The organism is Microlunatus antarcticus, from assembly GCF_014193425.1.
In the GTDB taxonomy this organism is placed as follows: Bacteria; Actinomycetota; Actinomycetes; order Propionibacteriales; family Propionibacteriaceae; genus Microlunatus; species Microlunatus antarcticus.
Genome location: NZ_JACHZG010000001.1, coordinates 3354484 through 3374551 on the forward strand (window position 1 = coordinate 3354484; position 20068 = coordinate 3374551).

At 70.9% G+C, this 20068-nt stretch carries 16 protein-coding genes; 9 read left to right on the plus strand and 7 right to left on the minus strand.

Annotation, left to right across the window (positions count from 1 at the left end; translation table 11 throughout):
- Positions 1–279 precede the first annotated feature (279 nt).
- Positions 280–681, plus strand: coding sequence for a MarR family winged helix-turn-helix transcriptional regulator (locus FHX39_RS15715; protein WP_183339952.1), 402 nt, complete (start codon positions 280–282; stop codon positions 679–681).
- Between the two features lie 468 nt (positions 682–1149).
- A complete protein-coding gene (locus tag FHX39_RS15720) occupies positions 1150–1605 on the plus strand; it encodes a MarR family winged helix-turn-helix transcriptional regulator (protein WP_183339954.1) in 456 nt (151 codons plus the stop codon).
- A gap of 250 nt (positions 1606–1855) precedes the next feature.
- On the opposite strand, the gene FHX39_RS15725 is transcribed toward FHX39_RS15720, so the two are convergent.
- From FHX39_RS15725 to rpsA, 6 genes are all read right to left on the minus strand, one after another.
- Positions 1856–2854 carry a TerC family protein gene (locus tag FHX39_RS15725; protein WP_183339956.1) on the minus strand — a complete coding sequence of 333 codons (999 nt, stop codon included), beginning with the start codon at positions 2852–2854 and terminating at the stop codon, positions 1856–1858.
- A gap of 207 nt (positions 2855–3061) precedes the next feature.
- A complete protein-coding gene (gene uvrB, locus FHX39_RS15730; protein WP_183339958.1) occupies positions 3062–5167 on the minus strand; it encodes an excinuclease ABC subunit UvrB in 2106 nt (701 codons plus the stop codon).
- A gap of 189 nt (positions 5168–5356) precedes the next feature.
- Positions 5357–6325, minus strand: a complete 969-nt coding sequence (locus tag FHX39_RS15735; RefSeq protein WP_183339960.1) for a hypothetical protein — start codon at positions 6323–6325, stop codon at positions 5357–5359.
- Positions 6322–7575: a zinc-ribbon domain-containing protein gene (locus tag FHX39_RS15740; RefSeq protein WP_183339962.1), complete on the minus strand. Its 1254-nt coding sequence runs from the start codon at positions 7573–7575 to the stop codon at positions 6322–6324. The genes FHX39_RS15735 and FHX39_RS15740 overlap by 4 nt, the downstream gene beginning before the upstream one ends.
- Positions 7576–7672: 97 nt before the next feature.
- The gene (gene coaE / locus FHX39_RS15745) at positions 7673–8287 is read right to left on the minus strand and encodes a dephospho-CoA kinase (protein WP_183339964.1); all 615 of its coding nucleotides are present in this window, start codon (positions 8285–8287) and stop codon (positions 7673–7675) included.
- Between the two features lie 309 nt (positions 8288–8596).
- Positions 8597–10090 carry a 30S ribosomal protein S1 gene (gene rpsA / locus FHX39_RS15750; protein WP_183339966.1) on the minus strand — a complete coding sequence of 498 codons (1494 nt, stop codon included), beginning with the start codon at positions 10088–10090 and terminating at the stop codon, positions 8597–8599.
- A 373-nt stretch (positions 10091–10463) separates the two neighbouring features.
- Here rpsA and FHX39_RS15755 point away from each other — a divergent pair, with 373 nt between their 5' ends.
- From FHX39_RS15755 to FHX39_RS22245, 3 genes are all read left to right on the plus strand, one after another.
- A complete protein-coding gene (locus tag FHX39_RS15755) occupies positions 10464–11534 on the plus strand; it encodes a glycosyl hydrolase family 8 (RefSeq protein ID WP_183339968.1) in 1071 nt (356 codons plus the stop codon).
- A gap of 77 nt (positions 11535–11611) precedes the next feature.
- A complete protein-coding gene (locus FHX39_RS15760; RefSeq protein ID WP_183339970.1) occupies positions 11612–12640 on the plus strand; it encodes an MFS transporter in 1029 nt (342 codons plus the stop codon).
- 44 nt (positions 12641–12684) lie between these two features.
- Positions 12685–13257, plus strand: a complete 573-nt coding sequence (locus FHX39_RS22245; RefSeq protein ID WP_332836864.1) for a cyclic nucleotide-binding domain-containing protein — start codon at positions 12685–12687, stop codon at positions 13255–13257.
- A 251-nt stretch (positions 13258–13508) separates the two neighbouring features.
- Here the strand turns inward: FHX39_RS22245 and polA are convergent, their stop codons facing one another.
- Complete coding sequence (polA, locus tag FHX39_RS15770; protein WP_183339974.1) at positions 13509–16256, minus strand: DNA polymerase I; 2748 nt, start codon at positions 16254–16256, stop codon at positions 13509–13511.
- 62 nt (positions 16257–16318) lie between these two features.
- Here polA and FHX39_RS15775 point away from each other — a divergent pair, with 62 nt between their 5' ends.
- From FHX39_RS15775 to FHX39_RS15790, 4 genes are all read left to right on the plus strand, one after another.
- Positions 16319–16750 carry a PaaI family thioesterase gene (locus FHX39_RS15775; protein WP_332836865.1) on the plus strand — a complete coding sequence of 144 codons (432 nt, stop codon included), beginning with the start codon at positions 16319–16321 and terminating at the stop codon, positions 16748–16750.
- Positions 16751–16759: 9 nt separating this feature from the next.
- On the plus strand, positions 16760–17248 hold the full coding sequence (locus FHX39_RS15780) for an SRPBCC family protein (RefSeq protein ID WP_183339976.1): 489 nt from the start codon (positions 16760–16762) through the stop codon (positions 17246–17248).
- Between the two features lie 337 nt (positions 17249–17585).
- Complete coding sequence (locus FHX39_RS15785; protein WP_183339978.1) at positions 17586–18863, plus strand: branched-chain amino acid ABC transporter substrate-binding protein; 1278 nt, start codon at positions 17586–17588, stop codon at positions 18861–18863.
- A gap of 151 nt (positions 18864–19014) precedes the next feature.
- Complete coding sequence (locus tag FHX39_RS15790) at positions 19015–20067, plus strand: branched-chain amino acid ABC transporter permease (protein ID WP_183339981.1); 1053 nt, start codon at positions 19015–19017, stop codon at positions 20065–20067.
- The last annotated feature ends 1 nt before the right edge of the window (position 20068 follow it).

Below are 20068 nucleotides of genomic sequence, written 5' to 3' on the forward strand. Positions count from 1 at the left end.
GTAGAACCTTTTCTCGTTGGAATGCTCTCCCGTCGAGCGACTTGTTGATATCGTCTTTCCCGCAGCAGGTAGTACGTCGGAGGAACTACCGGCCTGACCGCGTCCGGTCCTGCGTGCTTCCGTCGGGGGAGAGCGCCAGGCCGTCCGGTCGGAGCGCAACCCGACGACGTCCGCGGACGTCCCCTGCCGACAGGAGGCGACATCGCCGCCGACGACCTGGACGACGCCGTCCGTAACTTCCGCCGCCTCGTCCTCGCCGCCGAGCGCTACCGCCAGGCCGTGTCCGACGCGATCGGGCTCGGGAGCACCGAGAGCCAGGCGCTCTCGGTCCTCGCGCTGCACGACGGGCGCGGCCAGTCCCAGCTCGCCCGCGACCTGCAGCTCACGAGCAGCGCGTCGACCGCCCTCGTCGACCGGCTGGAGCGCCAGGGCGTCGCCGAACGGACCCGCCACCCGCACGACCGCCGTCGTACGGTCGTCCGGCTCACCGAGCGGGGACGGCAGATCGCGACCGAGAGCCAGCAGTGCCTCGAGCACGCGCTCCGGCTCCTCGACCCCGAGCGGCTCGCGGGGTTCGCGGACGGGCTGGCGGTCGTCGCCGACGACCTGGACGCCGTCGCGACCGGGGTCGTCACCGGAGAGGTCGACCCCGTGCCCACCCGGGCGCTGCTCGCCGGCTGACCGCCGGCGTACGCCGCGCACCCCCGGCGAGGGGGTGCTCGGTGGTGTCATCTTCCGGGCATGTCCACTTCGGACACGCAGATCACCGGAAATCTTCCGGATCGTGGTTTAACGTCGTTGTTGTCGGACGGGGGCTATGAACCCCCGAGCATCGTCCCCGTCCGACGCATGGGAAGTCCGTGCTTACCTGACCCCCCGAGCAGGTAGCCACGGACTTCCTCTGCGTTGTGCACGACCCGGCCGACGCGCGCCGAGCAGAGCCTCGAGAAGCTCGATGGACGAGCGGCTTCGGCGCTACGATCGTCTACGAAGCAGGTGGTAGATCGGAGGAACTGCGCTGCTTCGGCTGTGCGAAGCGGTGCTGACGCCCCCGGGTGTCGGAGCTCGAGCAGTCGAAGACCTCGCGATCCGACAGAGTCCGTCGCGGACTCCCTGTGGCAGGAGAAGCACATCGACACCACCTCGAGCATGGACGAGGCCGTCCTTAACCTGCGCAGGCTGATCCTGGCCGGCGAGCACTACCGCCAGGTGGTGGCCGAGGCGATCGGCCTCGGGACGACGGAGAGCCAGGCGCTGTCGTTCCTCGCCGTGCACGGCAGCAGCGGCCAGTCCGAGATGGCCCGCAACCTGGGGCTCACGAGCAGCGCGCTCACGGCGCTCGTCGACCGGCTCGAACGGCAGGGCGTGGCCGAACGCGTCCGGCACCCGCGCGACCGGCGCCGCACGATCGTCCAGGTCACCGAGCGGGGCGAGGCCATCACGACCGAGAGCCACCGCTGGCTGGCCGCGACCCTCGACCGCATCGACCCGGCCGAGCTGGACATGGTGTCCGCCTCGCTCGCCGTCATCGCGAACGACCTCTCCACCCGGACCTCGGGCGAGGCCGAGGTGCTGGGTGACGCGACCCGGGCCCTGCCGGTCTGAACGGCGTTCCCGCAGGGCGTGTCAGATAGCGGTCATGTCCGCTTGCTGACGCCCGAACCTGAGCAGCTGGTTCAGGTCGTGCCCTAAAGTAATTGGTGTCGGACGAGGGTGATGAACCCCCGAGCATCATCCTCGTCCGTCACACGGGAAGTCCGTCCTTACCTGAACCCCCGAGCAGGTAGGTACGGACTTCCTCTGTTTTCCGGGTCCGTGCGGGGTCCAGCCCCACGGTCTCCGGACCGGCCGGATCTCAGCGAGCGGGAGCGGTCGGCTCCGCGTGGTCGTCGTCCCAGCGGGACTTCACCAGGCTGGCGACCGCGGTGACGGTCAGCGTGCCGATGATGACCACGAGCGACAGCCAGATGGGGATCTCGAGGCTGAAGGGGATGCCGAGCCGCTCGTCGAGGTGGTACTCGTGCATCGCGTGGAAGATCAGCTTGAAGCCGATGAAGGCCAGGATGACCGAGAGCCCGATCGACAGGTAGACCAGCTTGCGCAGCAGGCCGCCCAGCAGGAAGTACAGCTGACGCAGACCCATCAGGGCGAAGACGTTCGCCGTGAAGACCAGGTACGGCTCCTGCGTGAGGCCGTAGATCGCGGGGATCGAGTCGAGCGCGAAGAGCAGGTCGGTGCTGCCCAGCGCGACGATGACGATGAGCATCGGGGTGATCAGGCGCTTGCCGTCGCGCTTGACCGTGAGGTGCGGGCCGTCGAAGTCGTCGGTCGAGGGGAAGCGGCGCCGGACGAAGCGGATGAGCGGGTTGTCCGGGGCCTCCTCGTCGTCGTCGTGGTTGCGGTAGTCGAGGACCAGGCGGATCGCGGTGTAGAGCAGGAAGGCGCCGAAGAGGAAGAAGACCCAGCTGAAGCGGTCGATGGCCGCGGCGCCGACGGCGATGAAGATGCCGCGGAACACGAGGGCCAGCACGATGCCGACGAGGAGCGCGAACTGCTGCAGCTCCCGGGGGACCTTCAGCTTGGTCATGATGATGATGAAGATGAAGAGGTTGTCGATCGACAGGCTGTACTCGGTCAGCCAGCCGGCGAAGAACTCACCCGCGTAGCGCGGGCCGGACACGCCCCAGACCCCGAGGCCGAAGACGACGGCCAGAGCGACGAAGACGCCGATCGCGGTGCCGGCCTCTTTCATCGACGGCTCGTGGGGCCGCCGTCCGATGACGAAGATGTCGAAGCCGAGGATCGCGACCATGATCGCGATCGTGGCGGCCCAGGCGTAACCGTGGACGTCCATGCAGGGGTGAACCTTCCGAGACGGGGGTTGGTGCGAACGCAGCAGTCTCGGAGGTCTCTTCCGCCAGCCTGAGGCTGACCGAGGACACCGGGTCCGGCGGACCCGAGGTCCGACGTTCCGTGCTGACGATGCCCACGCTTGGGGAGTACTCCCCTCCAGCCGCCCAGTATGGCAGCAGGAGCAGCGCCCGGCGAACCGCGCGCCTGCCTACCGGTTGGCCTCCACCATCTGCCGGAGCTCCTTCTTGAGCTCGGACACCTCGTCGCGGATCCGGGCGGCGGCCTCGAACTGCAGGTCGGCCGCGGCCACGTGCATCTGCTCGGTGAGCTGCTGCACGAGGTCGGCCAGCTCGCCCGCCGGCAGCCCGGCGAGCTTGCGCGCCTGCGCCGCGGACTCCATCCCCAGGCTCGGCACCGGCGACTTGCCCTTGCCCCGCTGCCGGCCGGCGCCGGACCCGGAGAGCAGCGAGTCGGTGTCCGCGTCCTCACGGGCGAGCATCTCGGTGATGTCGGCGATCTTCTTCTGCAGCGGCTGCGGGTCGATGCCGTGCTCGAGGTTGTACGCGACCTGGATGTCGCGGCGGCGGTTGGTCTCGTCGATCGCGGCGGCCATCGAGTCGGTGATCGAGTCGGCGTACATGTGCACCTCGCCCGACACGTTGCGCGCGGCGCGGCCGATGGTCTGGATCAGGCTCTTCGCGCTCCGGAGGAACCCCTCCTTGTCCGCGTCGAGGATCGAGACCAGCGACACCTCCGGCAGGTCGAGGCCCTCGCGCAGCAGGTTGATGCCGACCAGGACGTCGTACTCCCCCATCCGCAGCTCGCGCAGCAGGGCGATGCGCTGGAGCGTGTCGACCTCGGAGTGCAGGTAGCGCGTCCGCACCTTGTTCTCCAGCAGGTAGTCCGTCAGGTCCTCGGACATCTTCTTCGTCAGGGTCGTCACCAGGACGCGCTCGCCCCGCTCGGCCCGGATCCGGATCTCGGCGATCAGGTCGTCGATCTGGCCCGACGTCGGCTTGACCACCACCTGCGGGTCGACCAGCCCGGTCGGGCGGATGATCTGCTCGACGTAGCCGTCGCCCTTGGCCAGCTCGTAGTCCCCCGGCGTCGCGGACAGGTAGACGGTCTGCCCGATCCGCTCGGCGAACTCCTCGAAGCGCAGCGGCCGGTTGTCCATCGCGCTCGGCAGCCGGAAGCCGTGGTCCACCAGGGTCCGCTTGCGGGACATGTCTCCCTCGTACATCCCCCCGATCTGCGGGATGGTCACGTGGGACTCGTCGACGACGAGGAGGAAGTCCTCGGGGAAGTAGTCGAGCAGCGTGTTGGGCGGCGTGCCCGGCCCGCGGCCGTCCATGTGGCGGGAGTAGTTCTCGATGCCCGAGCAGCTGCCGATCTGACGCATCATCTCGATGTCGTAGCTGGTGCGCATCCGCAGGCGCTGGGACTCGAGCAGCTTGTGCTGGGCGTCCAGCTGGCCGAGCCGTTCCCCCAGCTCGGTCTCGATGTCCCGGATGGACCGCTCCATCCGCTCCGGACCGGCGATGTAGTGGCTGGCCGGGAAGACGTAGATCTCCTGGTCCTCGGTCACCACCTCGCCCGTCACGGGGTGCAGCGTCGAGAGCCGCTCGATCTCGTCGCCGAAGAACTCGACCCGGACCGCCAGCTCCTCGTACATCGGGAACACCTCGAGGGTGTCGCCGCGCACCCGGAACGTGCCGCGCGTGCCCGCGAGGTCGTTGCGCGCGTACTGGATGCTCACGAGACGGCGCAGCAGGGCGTCGCGGTCGACGTCCTCCCCGACCTTCAGGCGGACCATCCGGTCGACGTACTCCTGCGGGGTGCCCAGGCCGTAGATCGCCGACACCGTCGCGACGACGATGACGTCGCGCCGCGTGAGCAGCGAGTTGGTCGCCGAGTGCCGCAGCCGCTCGACCTCTTCGTTGAGCGAGGAGTCCTTCTCGATGTAGGTGTCGCTCTGGGGGATGTACGCCTCGGGCTGGTAGTAGTCGTAGTACGAGACGAAGTACTCGACGGCGTTGTGCGGGAAGAACTGGCGCAGCTCGTTGGCGAACTGCGCGGCGAGCGTCTTGTTGGGCTGCATGACGAGCACGGGACGCTGCACGCGCTCGGTCAGCCAGCCCACCGTCGCCGTCTTGCCGGTGCCGGTCGCGCCGAGCAGCACCACGTCCTGCTCACCGGCCCGGATCCGTCGCTCGAGGTCCTCGATGGCGGTCGGCTGGTCGCCCGAGGGCTGGAAGCCCGCCTCCATCTTGAACGGCGCTACCGTGCGCTGGAGGTCGGTGATCGGACGCATACGTCGAGCGTACGCACGCCCTCCGACAGTTTTCTCCTCCTCGCGCCCGGGCTCCGCCTCAAGACCCTGCCTTCCTCCCGCGCTCGCAAGGCCCTGGTCCGTGCCTCCGCCCCTTCGGCCGGTCGGGGCCTTGCTCGCTCGGTCGTCCAGGCAGGGCCCGGCTCCGCCCTTGCCGACGCTCGGAGGGGGTCAGCCGGCCGCCTGCGACTGCAGCATGCTCGCCGACATGGCGCCGAAGTCCTTGGCCAGCTGGTCCTGGTCCGCCGAGGCGGTGAAGGCGACCGTGCCGAGGACCGTGACGCCGTCGGAGCTGCGCACCGAGACGACCGTGACGAGCAGGAGCGAGCTCGACCCCTGGCCGCTGCTGGCGGTGATCTGGGCCGAGCAGGTGGCCGCCGTCAGCTTCTCCGACCCGACGTCCGCCTTCTTGGGCTCGGAGAACTTGCCGCCGCCCTCGCTCCCCGCGAGCTGCTTGTGCCAGGCCGTGCAGACCTGGCTCGGGTTGGTGCCCGTGTCGAGCTTGGCGGTCTGGCCGATGAAGACGTTCTTGCCGTCGGTCAGCTGGGCCAGCGACGCCGTCTGCTTGCGCACGTCCCAGCCGTCGGCCGGCACGAGGGTGACGTCGTTGCCGAGGTCGATGGCTGCGCCGTTGCCGCCGCCGCCCGGCGTCGACCCGCCCGACGGCTCGCTGCTCGGCGAGGACGAGGGGGTCGGGTCGGCGGACGGCTCGTCCGGCGGCGGGGTCTGCGGACCGGGCGTGATGGTCGTGTCCGGCACGTCCTTGTCGCCCGAGCTGAGGCCGATGGCGATGCCGCCGATGGCCACGAGCGCGACGATGGCCGCGACCACGATCCCGATGATCAGCAGCGGGCTCTTCTTGGTCGGGCCGCCCGTCGGGCCCGACGGCCGGTAGCCGGGCTGACCACCCGGCCCCTGGGGCGGGTAGCCGCCCTGCCCGGGCTGACCCCCGTACGGCTGTCCCCCCTGCTGCGGGTACCCCGGCTGGGCGTACCCCTGCTGCGGGTAGCCCGGCTGCGGATACCCCTGCGCCGGGTAGCCCTGCTGGCCCGGCTGCTGGGGGTAGCCCGGCTGCTGCGGGTAGCCGGGCTGGTACGACGGCTGCCCCTGGTCGGGGCGCGGTCCCTGGGACTCGCTCATGCCTGCTCCTCCCCGTCGTGGCTGGTTCGCGGCAGGGCCACGGTCTCCTCGCCCGGCGTCGGGCCGGGGGTCGGGCCGGACGTCGCGGCGGTGGCCGCGACCTTCGGCCGGGGGGCGTTCGTGGTGGCCGCGAGGGCCGTGCCGCAGGCGGCGCAGAACGCGGCCCCGGGCTGCAGCGGCATCTCGCACTGCGCGCAGTGGACGAGCTCGCCGTCGGGTCCGACGCCGGCCCCCCGGGCGTGGTGCTCGAGGGCGGCCTCCATCAGGCCCGTGTGGAGGACGACCCGCAGCCGCAGGATCAGGATGGCCAGGATGAACAGACCCCACAGGATGCTCAGCAGCACCCCGAGGGTGGCGCTGCCGACGAAGGAGAAGAGGTACGTGCCCGCCTGGTAGGCGATGTTCGCGACGACCGCGAGCACGACCGCTCGGAGGTAGCGCGGCGTGAGGCCGTCGTAGCCGCGGCCCAGGCCGGAGAACTCGGCGCAGGCGAGCCCGGTCGCGGTCCCCATCAGGAGCGGCTTGACGAAGCCCTCGAGGAAGATCAGCGAGACCCACAGACCTGGGTCGGCGTCCTGCAGGCCACCGGTCAGCAGCGCCCAGTGCCGCACGAGGGTGTCGAAGGTGGCGTACGCGACGCCGCTGATGACCCCGAAGGTCAGACCGTCCATGAGGTCGTCGAACTGCGGGCGGCTGGCCAGGAGGACGGGACCGACCTGGCGGATCGCCTCGCCGACCACGGGCACCAGCACGGCGACCAGCAGGAACGTCCCCAGCGTGGGGGCGCCGTTGCCGGTGCCGTCGAAGGACGGCGTGGCGAACGGGACCGGCCCGCGCAGCCAGGTCCACAGGATCGTCCAGACCAGGGCCAGCGCCCCGGTGAGGCCGAAGGCGAGGCCGGTGACCGGGAGCGGTTCGTCCTCCCAGAGGTTCACGTCGTACATGTAGACGATGTAGACGATCGGGACGGCGAAGGCCGCGACGAGCACGGCGATCGGCATCGCCCCGAAGATCGCCGCCACGAGCGCGACGACGAGGGCGAACGTCAGCGCGATCCGGTACGTCTGCGGTCGCTGCCCCGAGCCGCGCGGCATGATCGACGAGACGAGCGCGAACGAGGCCACCGGCTCGTCGGGCTTCGCGGCGAACGACCGTCGGCGGGCCGTGTCACCGGTCCGGCGGTCGGAGCCGCACTCCGGGCAGAAGTGGGCGGTGCCCGGGATCTGCGCGTGGCAGCGGGGGCATTCCATCAGGGGTCCTCCTCGGCCTGACCCGGACCCGGGTCGTCGGCGTGACGCCGGGCACAGATCCCGACCGGCTCGGCACGGAGTATCGCAGCCCGGGGAGTCAGCGCGGGCCTATTCGGGCCCAGAGCTCCTCGACGTGTCGGACGAGGTCGTCGCGGTCGCCGGCGTTGTCCAGCACCACGTCCGCCGCCGCCAGGCGTGCGGCCCGGGTGGCCTGCGCGGCGATCCGCGCGTCGGCCTCCGCCTCGGCGAGACCGCCGCGGGCCAGCAGCCGTGCCCGCTGCACGTCCTCCGGCACGTCGACGACCACCACCAGGTCGAAGGCGTCGGCCTGACCCGTCTCGACCAGCAACGGGATGACGTGGACGACGGCCTGGCCGGGCTGCGCGCCGGCTTCGAGCTCGGCCGCGCGGGCCCGGACGGCGGGGTGGACCACGGCCTCGAGGTCGCGACGGGCCGACCCCGCCGCGTCGCCGGAGAACACGAGCCGCCCGAGTGCGGCGCGGTCCAGCCGGCCGTCAGGGGTGAGGACGGTGGGCCCGAACCGGTCGACGACGGCCGCGAGCCCCGGCGTCCCGGGCTCCACGACCTCGCGGGCCAGCACGTCGGCGTCGACGACCAGCGCGCCCCGTTCCTCGAGGAGGGTCGCCACGGTGCTCTTGCCGGACGCGATCCCGCCGGTGAGTCCGATGCGTCGCGCGCGGGCCGCCGTCATGAGCCTCAGCGTAGGGAGACGGGCCGGGCCCTCCCCCGGGGGTGGGAGGGCCCGCGTCCGGCCGCGCCGCCCGGCTGGGGGAACACCGCGGCGCGGCTCGCCGGCACGTCTCGCTGATCGCCGTGATCCGACCTGCCCACGAGCGGCCCGGATCCTGGGCGTTCCCCCACGGTTCGTGACGGCTCTTGCGACCGGATTGCTCCGGAACCCAATTTAATGGTCAAGGACGTGGCGCTGTCGCCCGAGAACGCAGCAGGCCCCGCTCCGACGAGTCGGAGCGGGGCCTGCTGACGTGTCCTACCGGGTGGGTCAGGCGTTCCCGGTCAGCTTCTCGCGGAGCGCCTGGAGCGCCTCGTCCGAAGCCAGCGAACCCTCCGGTGCGGCCGGCGCGGAAGGAGCGGCGGTGCCGTCCTCCTCGCTGGTCGCGGCCGAGGTGCTCGTCGAGGACGAGTAGGTCGACGGGGCCGCAGCGGCGCTGGCGCCCTCCTCGGCCTCCACGACCTGCTTCTTGTGCGCCTCGAAGCGGGCGTGAGCCTCGGCGTACTGGGCCTCCCAGGCCGCGCGCTGCTCGTCGTAGCCCTCGAGCCACTCGCCCGTCTCGGAGTCGAAGCCCTCCGGGTACAGGTAGTTGCCCTCGGCGTCGTACGACGCCGTCATGCCGTAGAGCGTCGGGTCGAACTCCTCGGAGTTGATGTCGACGCCCTCGTTGGCCTGCTTGAGCGACAGCGAGATGCGACGACGCTCGAGGTCGATGTCGATGATCTTGACGAGCACGCTGTCGTTGACCTGCACGACCTGCTCGGGGATCTCGACGTGACGCTCGGCGAGCTCGGACACGTGGACCAGGCCCTCGATGCCCTCCTCCACCCGGACGAACGCACCGAAGGGCACCAGCTTGGTGACCTTGCCCGGCACGATCTGACCGATCTGGTGGGTGCGGGCGAACGCCTGCCACGGGTCTTCCTTGGTCGCCTTCAGCGACAGGGAGACGCGCTCGCGGTCCATGTCGACGTCGAGGACCTCGACGGTGACCTCCTGGCCGACCTCGACGACCTCGGACGGGTGGTCGATGTGCTTCCAGGACAGCTCCGACACGTGCACGAGGCCGTCGACGCCACCGAGGTCCACGAAGGCACCGAAGTTGACGATCGAGGACACGACACCCTTGCGGATCTGGCCCTTCTGCAGCTGCGTGAGGAAGTTCTGGCGCACCTCGGACTGCGTCTGCTCGAGCCACGCGCGGCGGGACAGGACCACGTTGTTGCGGTTCTTGTCCAGCTCGATGATCTTGGCCTCGAGCTCCATGCCGACGTACGGCTGCAGGTCGCGGACGCGGCGCATCTCGACCAAGGACGCGGGCAGGAAGCCGCGCAGGCCGATGTCGATGATGAGGCCACCCTTGACGACCTCGATGACGGAGCCGGTGACGACGCCGTCCTCTTCCTTGATCTTCTCGATCGTGCCCCAGGCGCGCTCGTACTGAGCCCGCTTCTTGGACAGGATCAGACGACCCTCCTTGTCCTCCTTCTGCTGGACGAGGGCCTCGACCTCGTCGCCGACGGAGACCACGTCGAACGGGTCCACGTCGTGCTTGATGGAGAGCTCTTTGGAGGGGATGACCCCTTCGGTCTTGTAACCGATGTCGAGCAGGACCTCGTCCCGGTCGACCTTGACGACGATGCCGCTGACGATGTCACCGTCGTTGAAGTACTTGATGGTCGCGTCGATGGCGGCGAGGAAGGCCTCGTCCGACTCGAAGTCGTTGATCGCGACCTGGGGAGGAGCCTCGAGAGAGGACGTCATGTAGTAGGTGCTCCGGATGGTGGATGAGTGGTGTGTGGTGCACTGCGGCCCGCTCCGTACTGCAGAACGAAGCTGCTCAGCGCTGTGATGAACAACGCCGGACGACCACCATCTGATTCCGTACGAGCGTGACCTGCTACGTCCGAGGTAACGCAGGCCACAGCGACACCCGAGGCTACCTGGGCCCCGCGAGGGGGTCAATCCCGTGGAGGTCGTGAGACGCCCCCCGTCGGCGCGCCTCGCGCTCCCGGCCCACGGGCGTGACGGATCGGTCGGTAACGCTGGAGCACCCGCGCGCGATGGACGGGGTGTGGAGACCCCTGGCAGGACCCGTCCGCGCCGGCCTCCGGGGGTCACGGCGCTCGTCGGGCTGGTGCTCCTGCTGCTGGCGGCGACCGGGCTGACGGGGTGCGGTGCGGGCGCGCCCGGTTCTGCGGCACCCGGCCCGGGGCTCACGGACCCGTCGGCCGCGTTCCTGAGCACCTACGTCGACCCCGACGGCCGCGTCGTCCGACGTGACCAGGCGGGCGACACGGTCAGCGAGGGGCAGGCGTACGCGATGCTCGTCGCCGTCGGTTCCGGGGACGGGGACACGTTCCGGAAGGTGTGGGGCTGGACGCGGGAGCACCTCCTCCGCCCCGACGGCACGCTGAGCTGGCAGTGGGCCGACGGCAGCGTGGTCGACGCGTCGTCGGCCGCGGACGCCGACCTCGACGCCGCACGGGCGCTCGTCCTGGCGGGGCGGACCTTCGGCGACCTGGACCTGCTCGCTGATGGGCTGAAGCTCGGCCAGGCGGTCCTCGACGTGGAGACCGTCCCGACCTCGGCGGGGCGCGTGCTGACCGCCGGCAGCTGGGCCACCGGCGAGCCGTGGGCCTTCAACCCGAGCTACGCCTCGCCCGCGGCGTACGCCGTGCTCGGCGACGCGTCGGGCGACTCCCGGTGGGCCGAGCTGGCGGCCGGGAGCCGGGCCGTGAACGCCCGGCTGCTGGAGCAGGTCGACCTGCCGCCGGACTGGGCCCAGGTCCACGCCGACGGTCACGTCGACCCGATGCCGGGAGCGGCCGGCCACGGCGGGCAGGGCGTCCGCTACGGCTACGACGCGACCCGCTTCCCGCTGCGGTACGCCGAGTCCTGCACGCCGGAGGACCGGTCCCTGGCCGCCCGGCTGGTCCCCGCGCTGGAGCAGAGCCCCGGCTCGGCCGCGGAACGCGACCTGGGTGGCCGGCCGCTCACGTCGGACCGGTCGGTGGTCGGCCTCGAGGGTGAGGCCGCCGCGCTGGCCGCGGCCGGCGACGTCGCGGGGGCACGGGACCGGATGGCGCAGGCCGTGACCCTGCAGCAGCAGACCCCCACCTACTACGGCGGAGCCTGGGCCGCGCTCGGCCCGGCGTTCCTCACCAGCACCGTCCTCGGCGGCTGCGCCCCCCTCCCCGCGGCCTGACCGACGACCTCGTCGGCGTGCAGGAGTGGACCTGGCTCCACTCCCACGCGCCGTCCGACGTGGCAGCATCTCGGCAGGTGACCCTTGTGCGCGGCGTGCTCGCCGACCCGCGCACGACGGCCCGGCTGGTCTGGGACAACCGGGACCTCAGGCGGATCAACCTGTCGCTCCTCGGGTCGACGGTCGGCGACGGCGCGTACGCCACCGCCCTGGCGGTCTACACCTTCCAGTGGGGTGGAGCCGGCGCTCTCGGCGCGTTCGTGGCGATCAAGCTGGCACTGAAGGCCGCGACGGTGCCGTTCGGCGTCGCGGCGGTCGACCGTCTCCCGCCCAAGGCGGTCCTGGTGGGCCTCGACGCGGTCCGTGCCGGTCTGGTCGCAGGGGCGGCACTGCTGGTCCTCTCTGGCGGGCCGCCGCTCCTGGTCCTGGTGGTCGCGGGGGTGACCGGGGTCGTCGGGGCCCCGTACCGGCCGGTGTCCGCCGCGATGACCCCGTCCCTGGTGACGTCCCCCCGCGAGCTGACCGCCGCCAACGCCGTCGGGTCCACGGTCGAGAGCGTGGCCGTCGTCGTCGGACCGGCGCTGGGCGGGCTGCTGCTCGCGGTCACCAGCATCCCGGTGGTCTTCGCGCTCGACGTCCTCTCCTTCGTGTGGTCCGCCGTGCTCGTCCTCGGGCTGAGGAGCCGCGGCGCCGACCCGTGCCCGGACCCCGGCAGCCCTGCGCCCGGACTCGCGGTCGACGCGATGGAGGGTTTCCGCATCGTCTGGTCGGACCGGCGCCTGCGCCTGGTCACCGGTCTGGCGTGCCTCGAGACCGTCGTCGCCGGCGCCGGCGCGGTCTACGTCGTCGTCGTGGCGGTGCAGCTGGTCCACCTCGGGGAGCCGGGCGTCGGCTATCTCAGCGCCGCGCTGGGGGTGGGCGCTGTCGTGGGCGGCCTGGTCGCGCTCGGGCGCGCGCACCGCAGCACCCGGGCCACCGACTTCGGGACGGGGCTGCTGCTGTCGACGCTGCCGCTCCTGGTGGTCGGCCTGGCCCCGGCCGCCGTGGTCGCGTTCGCCGCCTTCTTCGTCCTCGGCCTGGGTAATCCCCTGGTCGACGTCACCTGAGGACGCTGCTCCAGCGGCTCGCGCCCCGGCCGGTGCTCGGCCGGGTGCTCGGGGCGGTCGAGAGCGCGACGTGCGCGGGCATCGCCCTGGGAGCGCTGCTCGCTCCGCTGCTGATCGCCACGCTGGGCGCCGGCGGGGGGCTGGTCGCGCTCGGCGTGCCGGTCGCGGCCGTGACCCTGGTGTGCCGTCCCGGCCTGCACCGGCTGGATCGCACGCTCCGGCCGCCGGCACTCCTCGGCCTCGTCCAGGCCCAGCCGCTGTTCGCGAACCTGACGCCCGCAGCCCAGGAGCTGGTCGCCACCCGGCTGCGGCGCCTCGGGGTCGCCTCCGGCACCCGGGTGATCGAGGCCGGCGACGTCGGCGAGGAGTTCTACGTCGTCGGGTCGGGTCGCGTCGACGCCGTCCGGGGGGACGAGCAGCTGAGCGTGATGAAGGCCGGGGACTGCTTCGGCGAGATCGCCCTGCTCCGCGACGTGCCCCGTACGGCGACCGTGGTGGCGGTGACCGACGCCGTCCTCTATGCCCTTGGCCGCGTCGACTTCCTCGACGCCGTCGGCGCCGACCCGGAGTCCGCGGCGAGGGCCGACCTGCTCGTGAGGTCCCGGATCGACCGCTGATCGTGTTCGGCGTGGCGGGCAGTGGACAAAGGACAAAGGCGCCTCGTAAAGAACGGTGTGCCGCGGGTGGCGACCGGCGGCAGCGCGGAACAGGCGCTCAGGCCCCGGAGCTATGGCGATCAGCGTTCGCCGTCGTGACCTGGGACCGTGATCGTGAAGCACGCCAGACCTGGCCACCGCCAGGGCTGCCGCTTCACGTGAGCGGTCTCAGGTCACGACGTCAGGCGAACGCCGCCAGAGCGACAGAAGACTCAGTGCGCGGCGTCGTGCCAGCTGCGGCCGACACCCACCGAGACGTCCAGCGGAACGCTCAGCTCCACCGCGTGCCCCATCCGGGCGCGGACCAGCTCCTCGAGCGCCTCGCGCTCCCCCGGGCCGACCTCGAACACGAGCTCGTCGTGCACCTGGAGCAGCATCCGGCTGCGCATCCCCGCACTGTCCAGCGCCTGCTCGACGTCGAGCATCGCCACCTTGATGATGTCGGCGGCCGACCCCTGGATGGGGGCGTTGAGCGCCATCCGCTCGGCCATGTCGCGCCGCTGGCGGTTGTCGCTCAGCAGGTCGGGCAGGTAGCGGCGCCGGCCCAGGATCGTCTCCGTGTACTCGGTGCGTCGCGCGTCGGCGACCAGCGAGTGCAGGTAGGTCCGCACGTCGCCGAACCGCTCGAAGTACTCGTCCATCAGCGCCTTGGCCTCGGACGTCTCGATGTGGAGCTGCTGGCTCAGGCCGAAGGCGCTCAGCCCGTACGCGAGGCCGTAGTTCATCGCCTTGATCCGCGCCCGCTCGGCCCCGGTCACCGCGTCCGGCTCGACGCCGAAGACCCGGGAGGCCGTGACGGTGTGGAAGTCCATGCCCGACTTGAAGGCCTCGATGAGGGCCTCGTCGTCGCTGGCGTGCGCCATGATGCGCATCTCGATCTGGCTGTAGTCGGCCGACATGAGCGACTCGTAGCCCGGCCCGACGACGAACGCCTCGCGGATCCGGCGCCCCTCCTCGGTGCGGATCGGGATGTTCTGCAGGTTGGGGTCGGTGCTGGACAGCCGCCCGGTGGCGGCGATCGTCTGCACGTACGTGGTGTGGATCCGCCCGTCGTCGGCGACCGACTTGAGCAGGCCGTCGACGGTCTGGCGCAGCCGGATCGCGTCGCGGTGCACGAGCAGGTGGGCCAGGAACGGGTGCTCGGTCTTCTCGTACAGCGCCTGGAGCGCCTCGGCGTCGGTGGTGTAGCCGGACTTGGTCTTGCGGGTCTTCGGCATGCCGAGCTCGTCGAACAGGACGACCTGGAGCTGCTTGGGCGAGCCGAGGTTGATCTGCTTGCCGAGCACCTCGTACGCCTGTGCGGCCGCATTGCTGACGGTCGCGTCGAACTCCGACTCGAGCGTGTGGAGGTGGTCGGCGTCGACTGCGACGCCCGTGCGCTCCATCCGCGCCAGGGTGCGCAGCAGCGGCAGCTCGACGCCGTTGAGCAGCGACGTGCCGTTGCGCTCGGCGATCTGGGCGTCGAGCGCCTCGGCGAGGTCGATGACGGCGTGGGCGCGGACCATCGAGGCGTCCGCCGAGACCTTGGCCCCCGAGTCGTCGTCCCCGAAGTCCAGCGCGTCCTGGTCGGGGTCGGTGACCTCCTCCTCGCCCTCGACCTTGAGCTCGCGCTTCAGGTAGCGCACGGTCAGGTCGGCCAGGTCGAAGGTGCGCTGGTCGGGTCGGACCAGGTACGCCGCGAGCTGGGTGTCCGAGGTCAGGCCCGCGATCTCCCACCCGCGCGCCCAGAGCGCCAGCAGCGGACCCTTCGCGTCGTGCATGGCCTTGGGCCGGTCGGCGTCCTCCAACCACCGGGCGAGGACCTGCTCGTCGTCGGGCAGCAGCTCGGTGACGTCCACGTACGCGGCCGCACCGTCCGACGCGGCGAGCGAGACCGCCCGCACGTCACCGGTGCCCGAGGCCCAGTGCCCGATCACGTCGACGCCCGTGCGCCCGGTGACGGTGTGCTCGGCCAGCCATGCGCCGAGCGCACCCGCCTCGAGCCGCTCGCCGACCATCTCGAAGCCGCCCTCGGCCACCATCTCGTCGGAGTTGGGCAGCGCCTCCAGCAGCCGGTCGCGCAGCACTCGGAACTCCAGCCCGTCGAACAGCTGGTGGGTCGCCTCGCGGTTCCACGGCTGCCGCTCGAGCTGCTCGATGGTGACCGGGAGCTCGAGGTTGCGGACGAGGGCGTTGACCTGCCGGTTGAGCAGCACCGACTCGGTGCGCTCCTGGAAGGCCAGCGCGGCCTTGCCCTTCAGCTCGCCGGCGTGCTCGACGAGGGTCTCCAGGTCGCCGTACTGCTCGAGCCACTTGGCCGCGGTCTTGGGTCCGACGCCCGGGATGCCGGGCAGGTTGTCGCTCGTCTCCCCCACCAGCGCGGCGAGGTCGGGGTAGCGCTCGGGGGTGGCGAAGTAGCGCTCGAGCACGGCCTCGGGCGTCATCCGGGCCAGGTCCGAGACCCCCTTGCGCGGGTAGAGCACGGTGACCCGGTCGGTCACGAGCTGGAACGCGTCGCGGTCGCCGGAGCAGATCAGCACGTCCCAGCCGGCGTCCTGCGCCTGCGTGGTGAGCGTGCCGATCACGTCGTCGGCCTCGAAGCCCGGCGCCTCGACGTAGACGATGTTGAGGGCCTTGAGGACCTCCTTGACCAGGTCGACCTGGCCCTTGAACTCGCTCGGGCTCTCCGACCGCGTGGCCTTGTACTCGCTGTAGAGCTCGTTGCGGAACGTCTTGCGGCTGACGTCGAAGGCCACGCCGACGTGCGTCGGCGCCTCGTCGCGCAGGACGTTGATCAGCATCGACGTGAAGCCGAAGACCCCGTTGGTGTGCTGGCCCGTCGCGGTCGAGAAGTTCTCCACGGGCAGCGCGAAGAACGCGCGGTAGGCGACCGAGTGGCCGTCCAGCAGGAGCAGCTTGGGCCGCGCCGGTGCCGCGGCGGCACCCTTCGCGCCCGGCTTCGTCTTCGTCGCGGTCGGCACGTGGGAACTCTATCCGTGGCCACTGACAGGACCCTGCGCTCGCAGGTGCGAGGCTTGCGGGCGTGATCGACGAGGCTGCACTCCCCGACTGGTGGTCCACGACGTCCAGCGCCCTGGACGACAAGATGGGGCTCCAGGTGACCGAGCTGACCGCTCAGCGCACGGTCGGGTCGATGCCGGTCGAGGGCAACACCCAGCCGTACGGGCTGTGGCACGGGGGTGCCTCCGGGGTCCTGGCCGAGACGCTCGCGTCGATCGCCTCGTACGCGCACGCCCAGCCCGGCGGCATGGCCGTCGGCGTCGACCTGAACGTCACCCACCACCGCCCGGCCCGCGCCGGCCGCGTGACCGGCGTGGCGACGGCCCTCCACCTCGGGCGCCGTGTGACGTCGTACGAGGTCGTGATCTCGCACGAGTCGGGCGTCCGCGTGGCCACGGCCCGCGTCACCTGCCACGTGCTCCGACCGGGCCACGACGACCCCGATCCCGCCTAGCCTGCGGGCGTGCCCCAGGTCGTCGCCCAGGTGTGGGTCCCGGTCCCGCCCGAGGTCGCCTTCGCGGTCAGCCAGACCACCGGTGAGACCCGGCTGGCGTGGGACCCCTTCATCCGCGCGCAGCACCTGATCGGTGCCGACCGCCCCGGCAAGGACGTCCGCACCTTCACCCGCGCCCGGGTCGGGCCGGTCCGCGGCTTCGCCATGGTGAGCCGCTACGTCTCCTACCGCCCGCCCACCTCGGTCGGCATGACGATGGAGCGCGGGCCGTGGTTCTTCGCCACGTTCGGGGGCGGCTGGCGCTTCGACCCGGCCGTCCACGACGGCACGCCCGGCACCACCGCGACGTGGAAGTACACGTACAGCATCCGGCCGCGCCTGCTGCGGTTCGTGGCCGAGCCGATCGGGCAGCGCCTGCTCGGCCGGGAGATCCGGGCCCGGATCGAGGCCTTCCGCCGGGCCTGCACGGACCCGCGGACCCGAGAGGCCGTCCTCTAGACAGGTCCCGGTCGGCGCGCAAGGATGTTGCGCCACTGCCCGCACCTCACGCAGGAAATTTTGTCTGCCGACCCATAACAATGACCCTCGCCGGTCCCAAGGTCATAACGACCGGTAACGGCGTGGTCATTTTCGGTAACACGTCGGATATAACCCTGCGTAAGGCTGCGGCAGCGCACCACGTCTGGCACGGCCTCGGTCGGTGTCACGACGCGCCTGGTTTCCCCCTGGCCGGACCTCCTACGGTCCGGCTCCACCACCGGGCGGGTGGCCGTACGACGAGCAGGACCCGGTCGGCGCACGGTGCGCCGGCCGACATGTACGAGGAGGAAATCCCTTGCCAGCACGATCACTGACGCGCATCGTCGCACTGGGCGCGATCGCCGCACTGTCCCTGACGGCGTGCGCCAACGGGGCCGACACCGGCACCGGTACCGGGGACAGCGCCCCGACCGACCTGGTCATCTCCACCGACCTGCCGCTCCAGGGCGCCAGCGCGTCCACGTCCGAGTCGACCAACAACCTGATCCAGCTCTACCTGGACTCGGTGGGCGGCAAGGCCGGCAACTACAACATCACGCTCAAGACGTACGACGACTCGACCGCCGCCAAGGGCGCCTGGGACGACGCGGCGTGCGCCAAGAACGCGACCGACCACGTGGCCAACACCAACGAGGTCGCGATCATGGGCACGTACAACTCGGGCTGCGCCAAGATCGAGGTGCCGACCCTGAACCAGGACAGCACCGGCCCGATGCTGATGGTCAGCCACGCGAACACCAACCCGGGTCTGACCAAGACCTGGGACGTCGGCGAGCCGGAGAAGTACTACCCGAGCGGCACCCGCAACTTCGCCCGCGTCATCACCACGGACGACTACCAGGGCGCCGGGGCCGCGGCCTTCGCGTCCGCCGACCTGAAGGTCAAGAAGGCGTACGTCCTCGACGACAACCAGACCTACGGCCTGGGCGTGGCGAAGGCGTTCTCCGACAACGCGGTCAAGAACGGCATCGAGGTCGTCGGCTCGGCGCACTGGGACGCCAAGCAGCCGAACTACACCGCGCTCTACCAGGCGGTCAAGGCCTCGGGTGCGGACATGGTCTACCTCGGCGGCATCTACGACAACAACGGTGGCCAGCTCGTCAAGGACAAGGTCGCCGTGCTCGGCCCGAACGACGGGGCGGTCAAGCTCTTCGCCCCCGACGGCTTCACCGGCTACCCGGACCTGCTCAAGCTCGACGAGTCGAAGGGCATGTACCTGACCTTCGCCGGTCTGACCCAGGACCAGCTGGCCGCGGCCGGTGGCGTGGGCGCCAAGCTCCTCACCGACTACCAGACCAAGTACGGCAAGGCGCCGGACGGCTCCTACCCGCTGTACGGCGTGGCCGCCACCCAGGTCATCCTCGACGCGATCGCCAAGTCCGACGGCAGCCGCAAGAGCGTGACCGAGCAGGTGCTCGGCGGTGCCGGCATCACCATCCCGGCCGACAAGTCGGTGCTGGGCAAGGAGATCAAGATCGACCCGACCACCGGTGACACCAGTGCGAAGGACCTGACGATCGAGATCATCAAGGACGGCAAGGAGACCTTCGAGAAGTCTCAGTCGATCTCCTGAGGACGAACCCCGGGCCCGGCTGCTGCAGCCGGGCCCGGGGTCTTTCTCCCTCAGGGCTCTTCTCCGCAACGCCCAGCTCCACCCGCGGGTCGTCCGACCCAACCCACTCACGGCGCACCGAAGCGCCTCCCGTCCGAAAGGTTGGCTCGCGATGGCCACAGCCTCGCTCGTCGTCGGGGGAACCCAGCGCAAGGCCAAGGTCCGGCTCGGACCCCTGGTCGAGCGCGTTCTCGCCTACGCCGTCCTCGCCGGAATCCTCATCTGGTTCGTCGCCAACCTCGTGGCGAACCCCGACCGCTTCATCGGCTCCCTGCTCGTCGGCCTGCAGAACGGCCTGCTCTACGCGCTCGTGGCCCTCGGCTACACGATGGTCTACGGCATCGTCGAGCTCATCAACTTCGCCCACGGCGACCTCTTCATGCTCACCACGATCATCGCGGCCGGCCTCATGGTCAGCCTGCTGGGCGTCGGCCAGGTCACCGTGGTCACGATCCTGCCGCTGCTGCTGGCCCTGGTCGTCTGCATGGCGGCCGGCGGCTTCATCAACATGTCGGCCGAGTTCCTGGCCTACCGCAAGCTCCGGTCGGCGCCCAAGCTGGCGCCGCTGATGACCGCGGTCGGGCTGTCCTTCATCTTCCGCGGCATCGCGCAGCAGGAGTACGTCAACGGCTCGGCCCAGAAGAACTGGCCGATCACCTGGGGCGGGCCCCAGGTCGAGGGCGTCTTCATCTACAAGCTCCTCATGGTCGTCGCGGTGACGGTCCCGCTGCTGCTGCTCATGACCTGGATCGTGTCGCGCACCAAGATGGGCAAGGCGATGCGCGCCGTCGCGCAGGACCAGGACGGCGCCCGGCTGATGGGCATCAACGTCAACGGCACCATCTCGTTCGTCTTCGGCCTCGGCGGCGCCCTCGCGGGTGCGGCGGGCGTCCTCTACTTCCTCTGCCAGACCCAGACCTACTACGACACCGGCACCCAGCTGGGCCTCATCGCCTTCACCTCCGCGGTGCTCGGCGGCATCGGCAACCTGACCGGGGCCGTGGTCGGCGGGGTGGCGATCGGCGTCGTGCAGGCGATGAACGAGGGCGGGGCCTACGGGCTCGGCTCCGACTGGTCGCAGAGCGTCGTCTTCGCGATCCTGATCATCCTCATGGTCTTCAAGCCCGAGGGCATCTTCGGGCGACCGACGACGGAGAAGGTGTAGA

Bases quoted from the DNA above. Each gene is read 5' to 3' on its own strand.
- FHX39_RS15720 (WP_183339954.1), top strand. From the start codon at position 1,150: ATGGACGAGGCCGTCCTTAACCTGCGCAGGCTGATCCTGGCCGGCGAG.
- FHX39_RS15725 (WP_183339956.1), bottom strand. From the start codon at position 2,854: ATGGACGTCCACGGTTACGCCTGGGCCGCCACGATCGCGATCATGGTC.
- uvrB (WP_183339958.1), bottom strand. From the start codon at position 5,167: ATGCGTCCGATCACCGACCTCCAGCGCACGGTAGCGCCGTTCAAGATG.
- FHX39_RS15735 (WP_183339960.1), bottom strand. From the start codon at position 6,325: ATGAGCGAGTCCCAGGGACCGCGCCCCGACCAGGGGCAGCCGTCGTAC.
- FHX39_RS15740 (WP_183339962.1), bottom strand. From the start codon at position 7,575: ATGGAATGCCCCCGCTGCCACGCGCAGATCCCGGGCACCGCCCACTTC.
- coaE (WP_183339964.1), bottom strand. From the start codon at position 8,287: ATGACGGCGGCCCGCGCGCGACGCATCGGACTCACCGGCGGGATCGCG.
- rpsA (WP_183339966.1), bottom strand. From the start codon at position 10,090: ATGACGTCCTCTCTCGAGGCTCCTCCCCAGGTCGCGATCAACGACTTC.
- FHX39_RS15790 (WP_183339981.1), top strand. From the start codon at position 19,015: ATGGCCACAGCCTCGCTCGTCGTCGGGGGAACCCAGCGCAAGGCCAAG.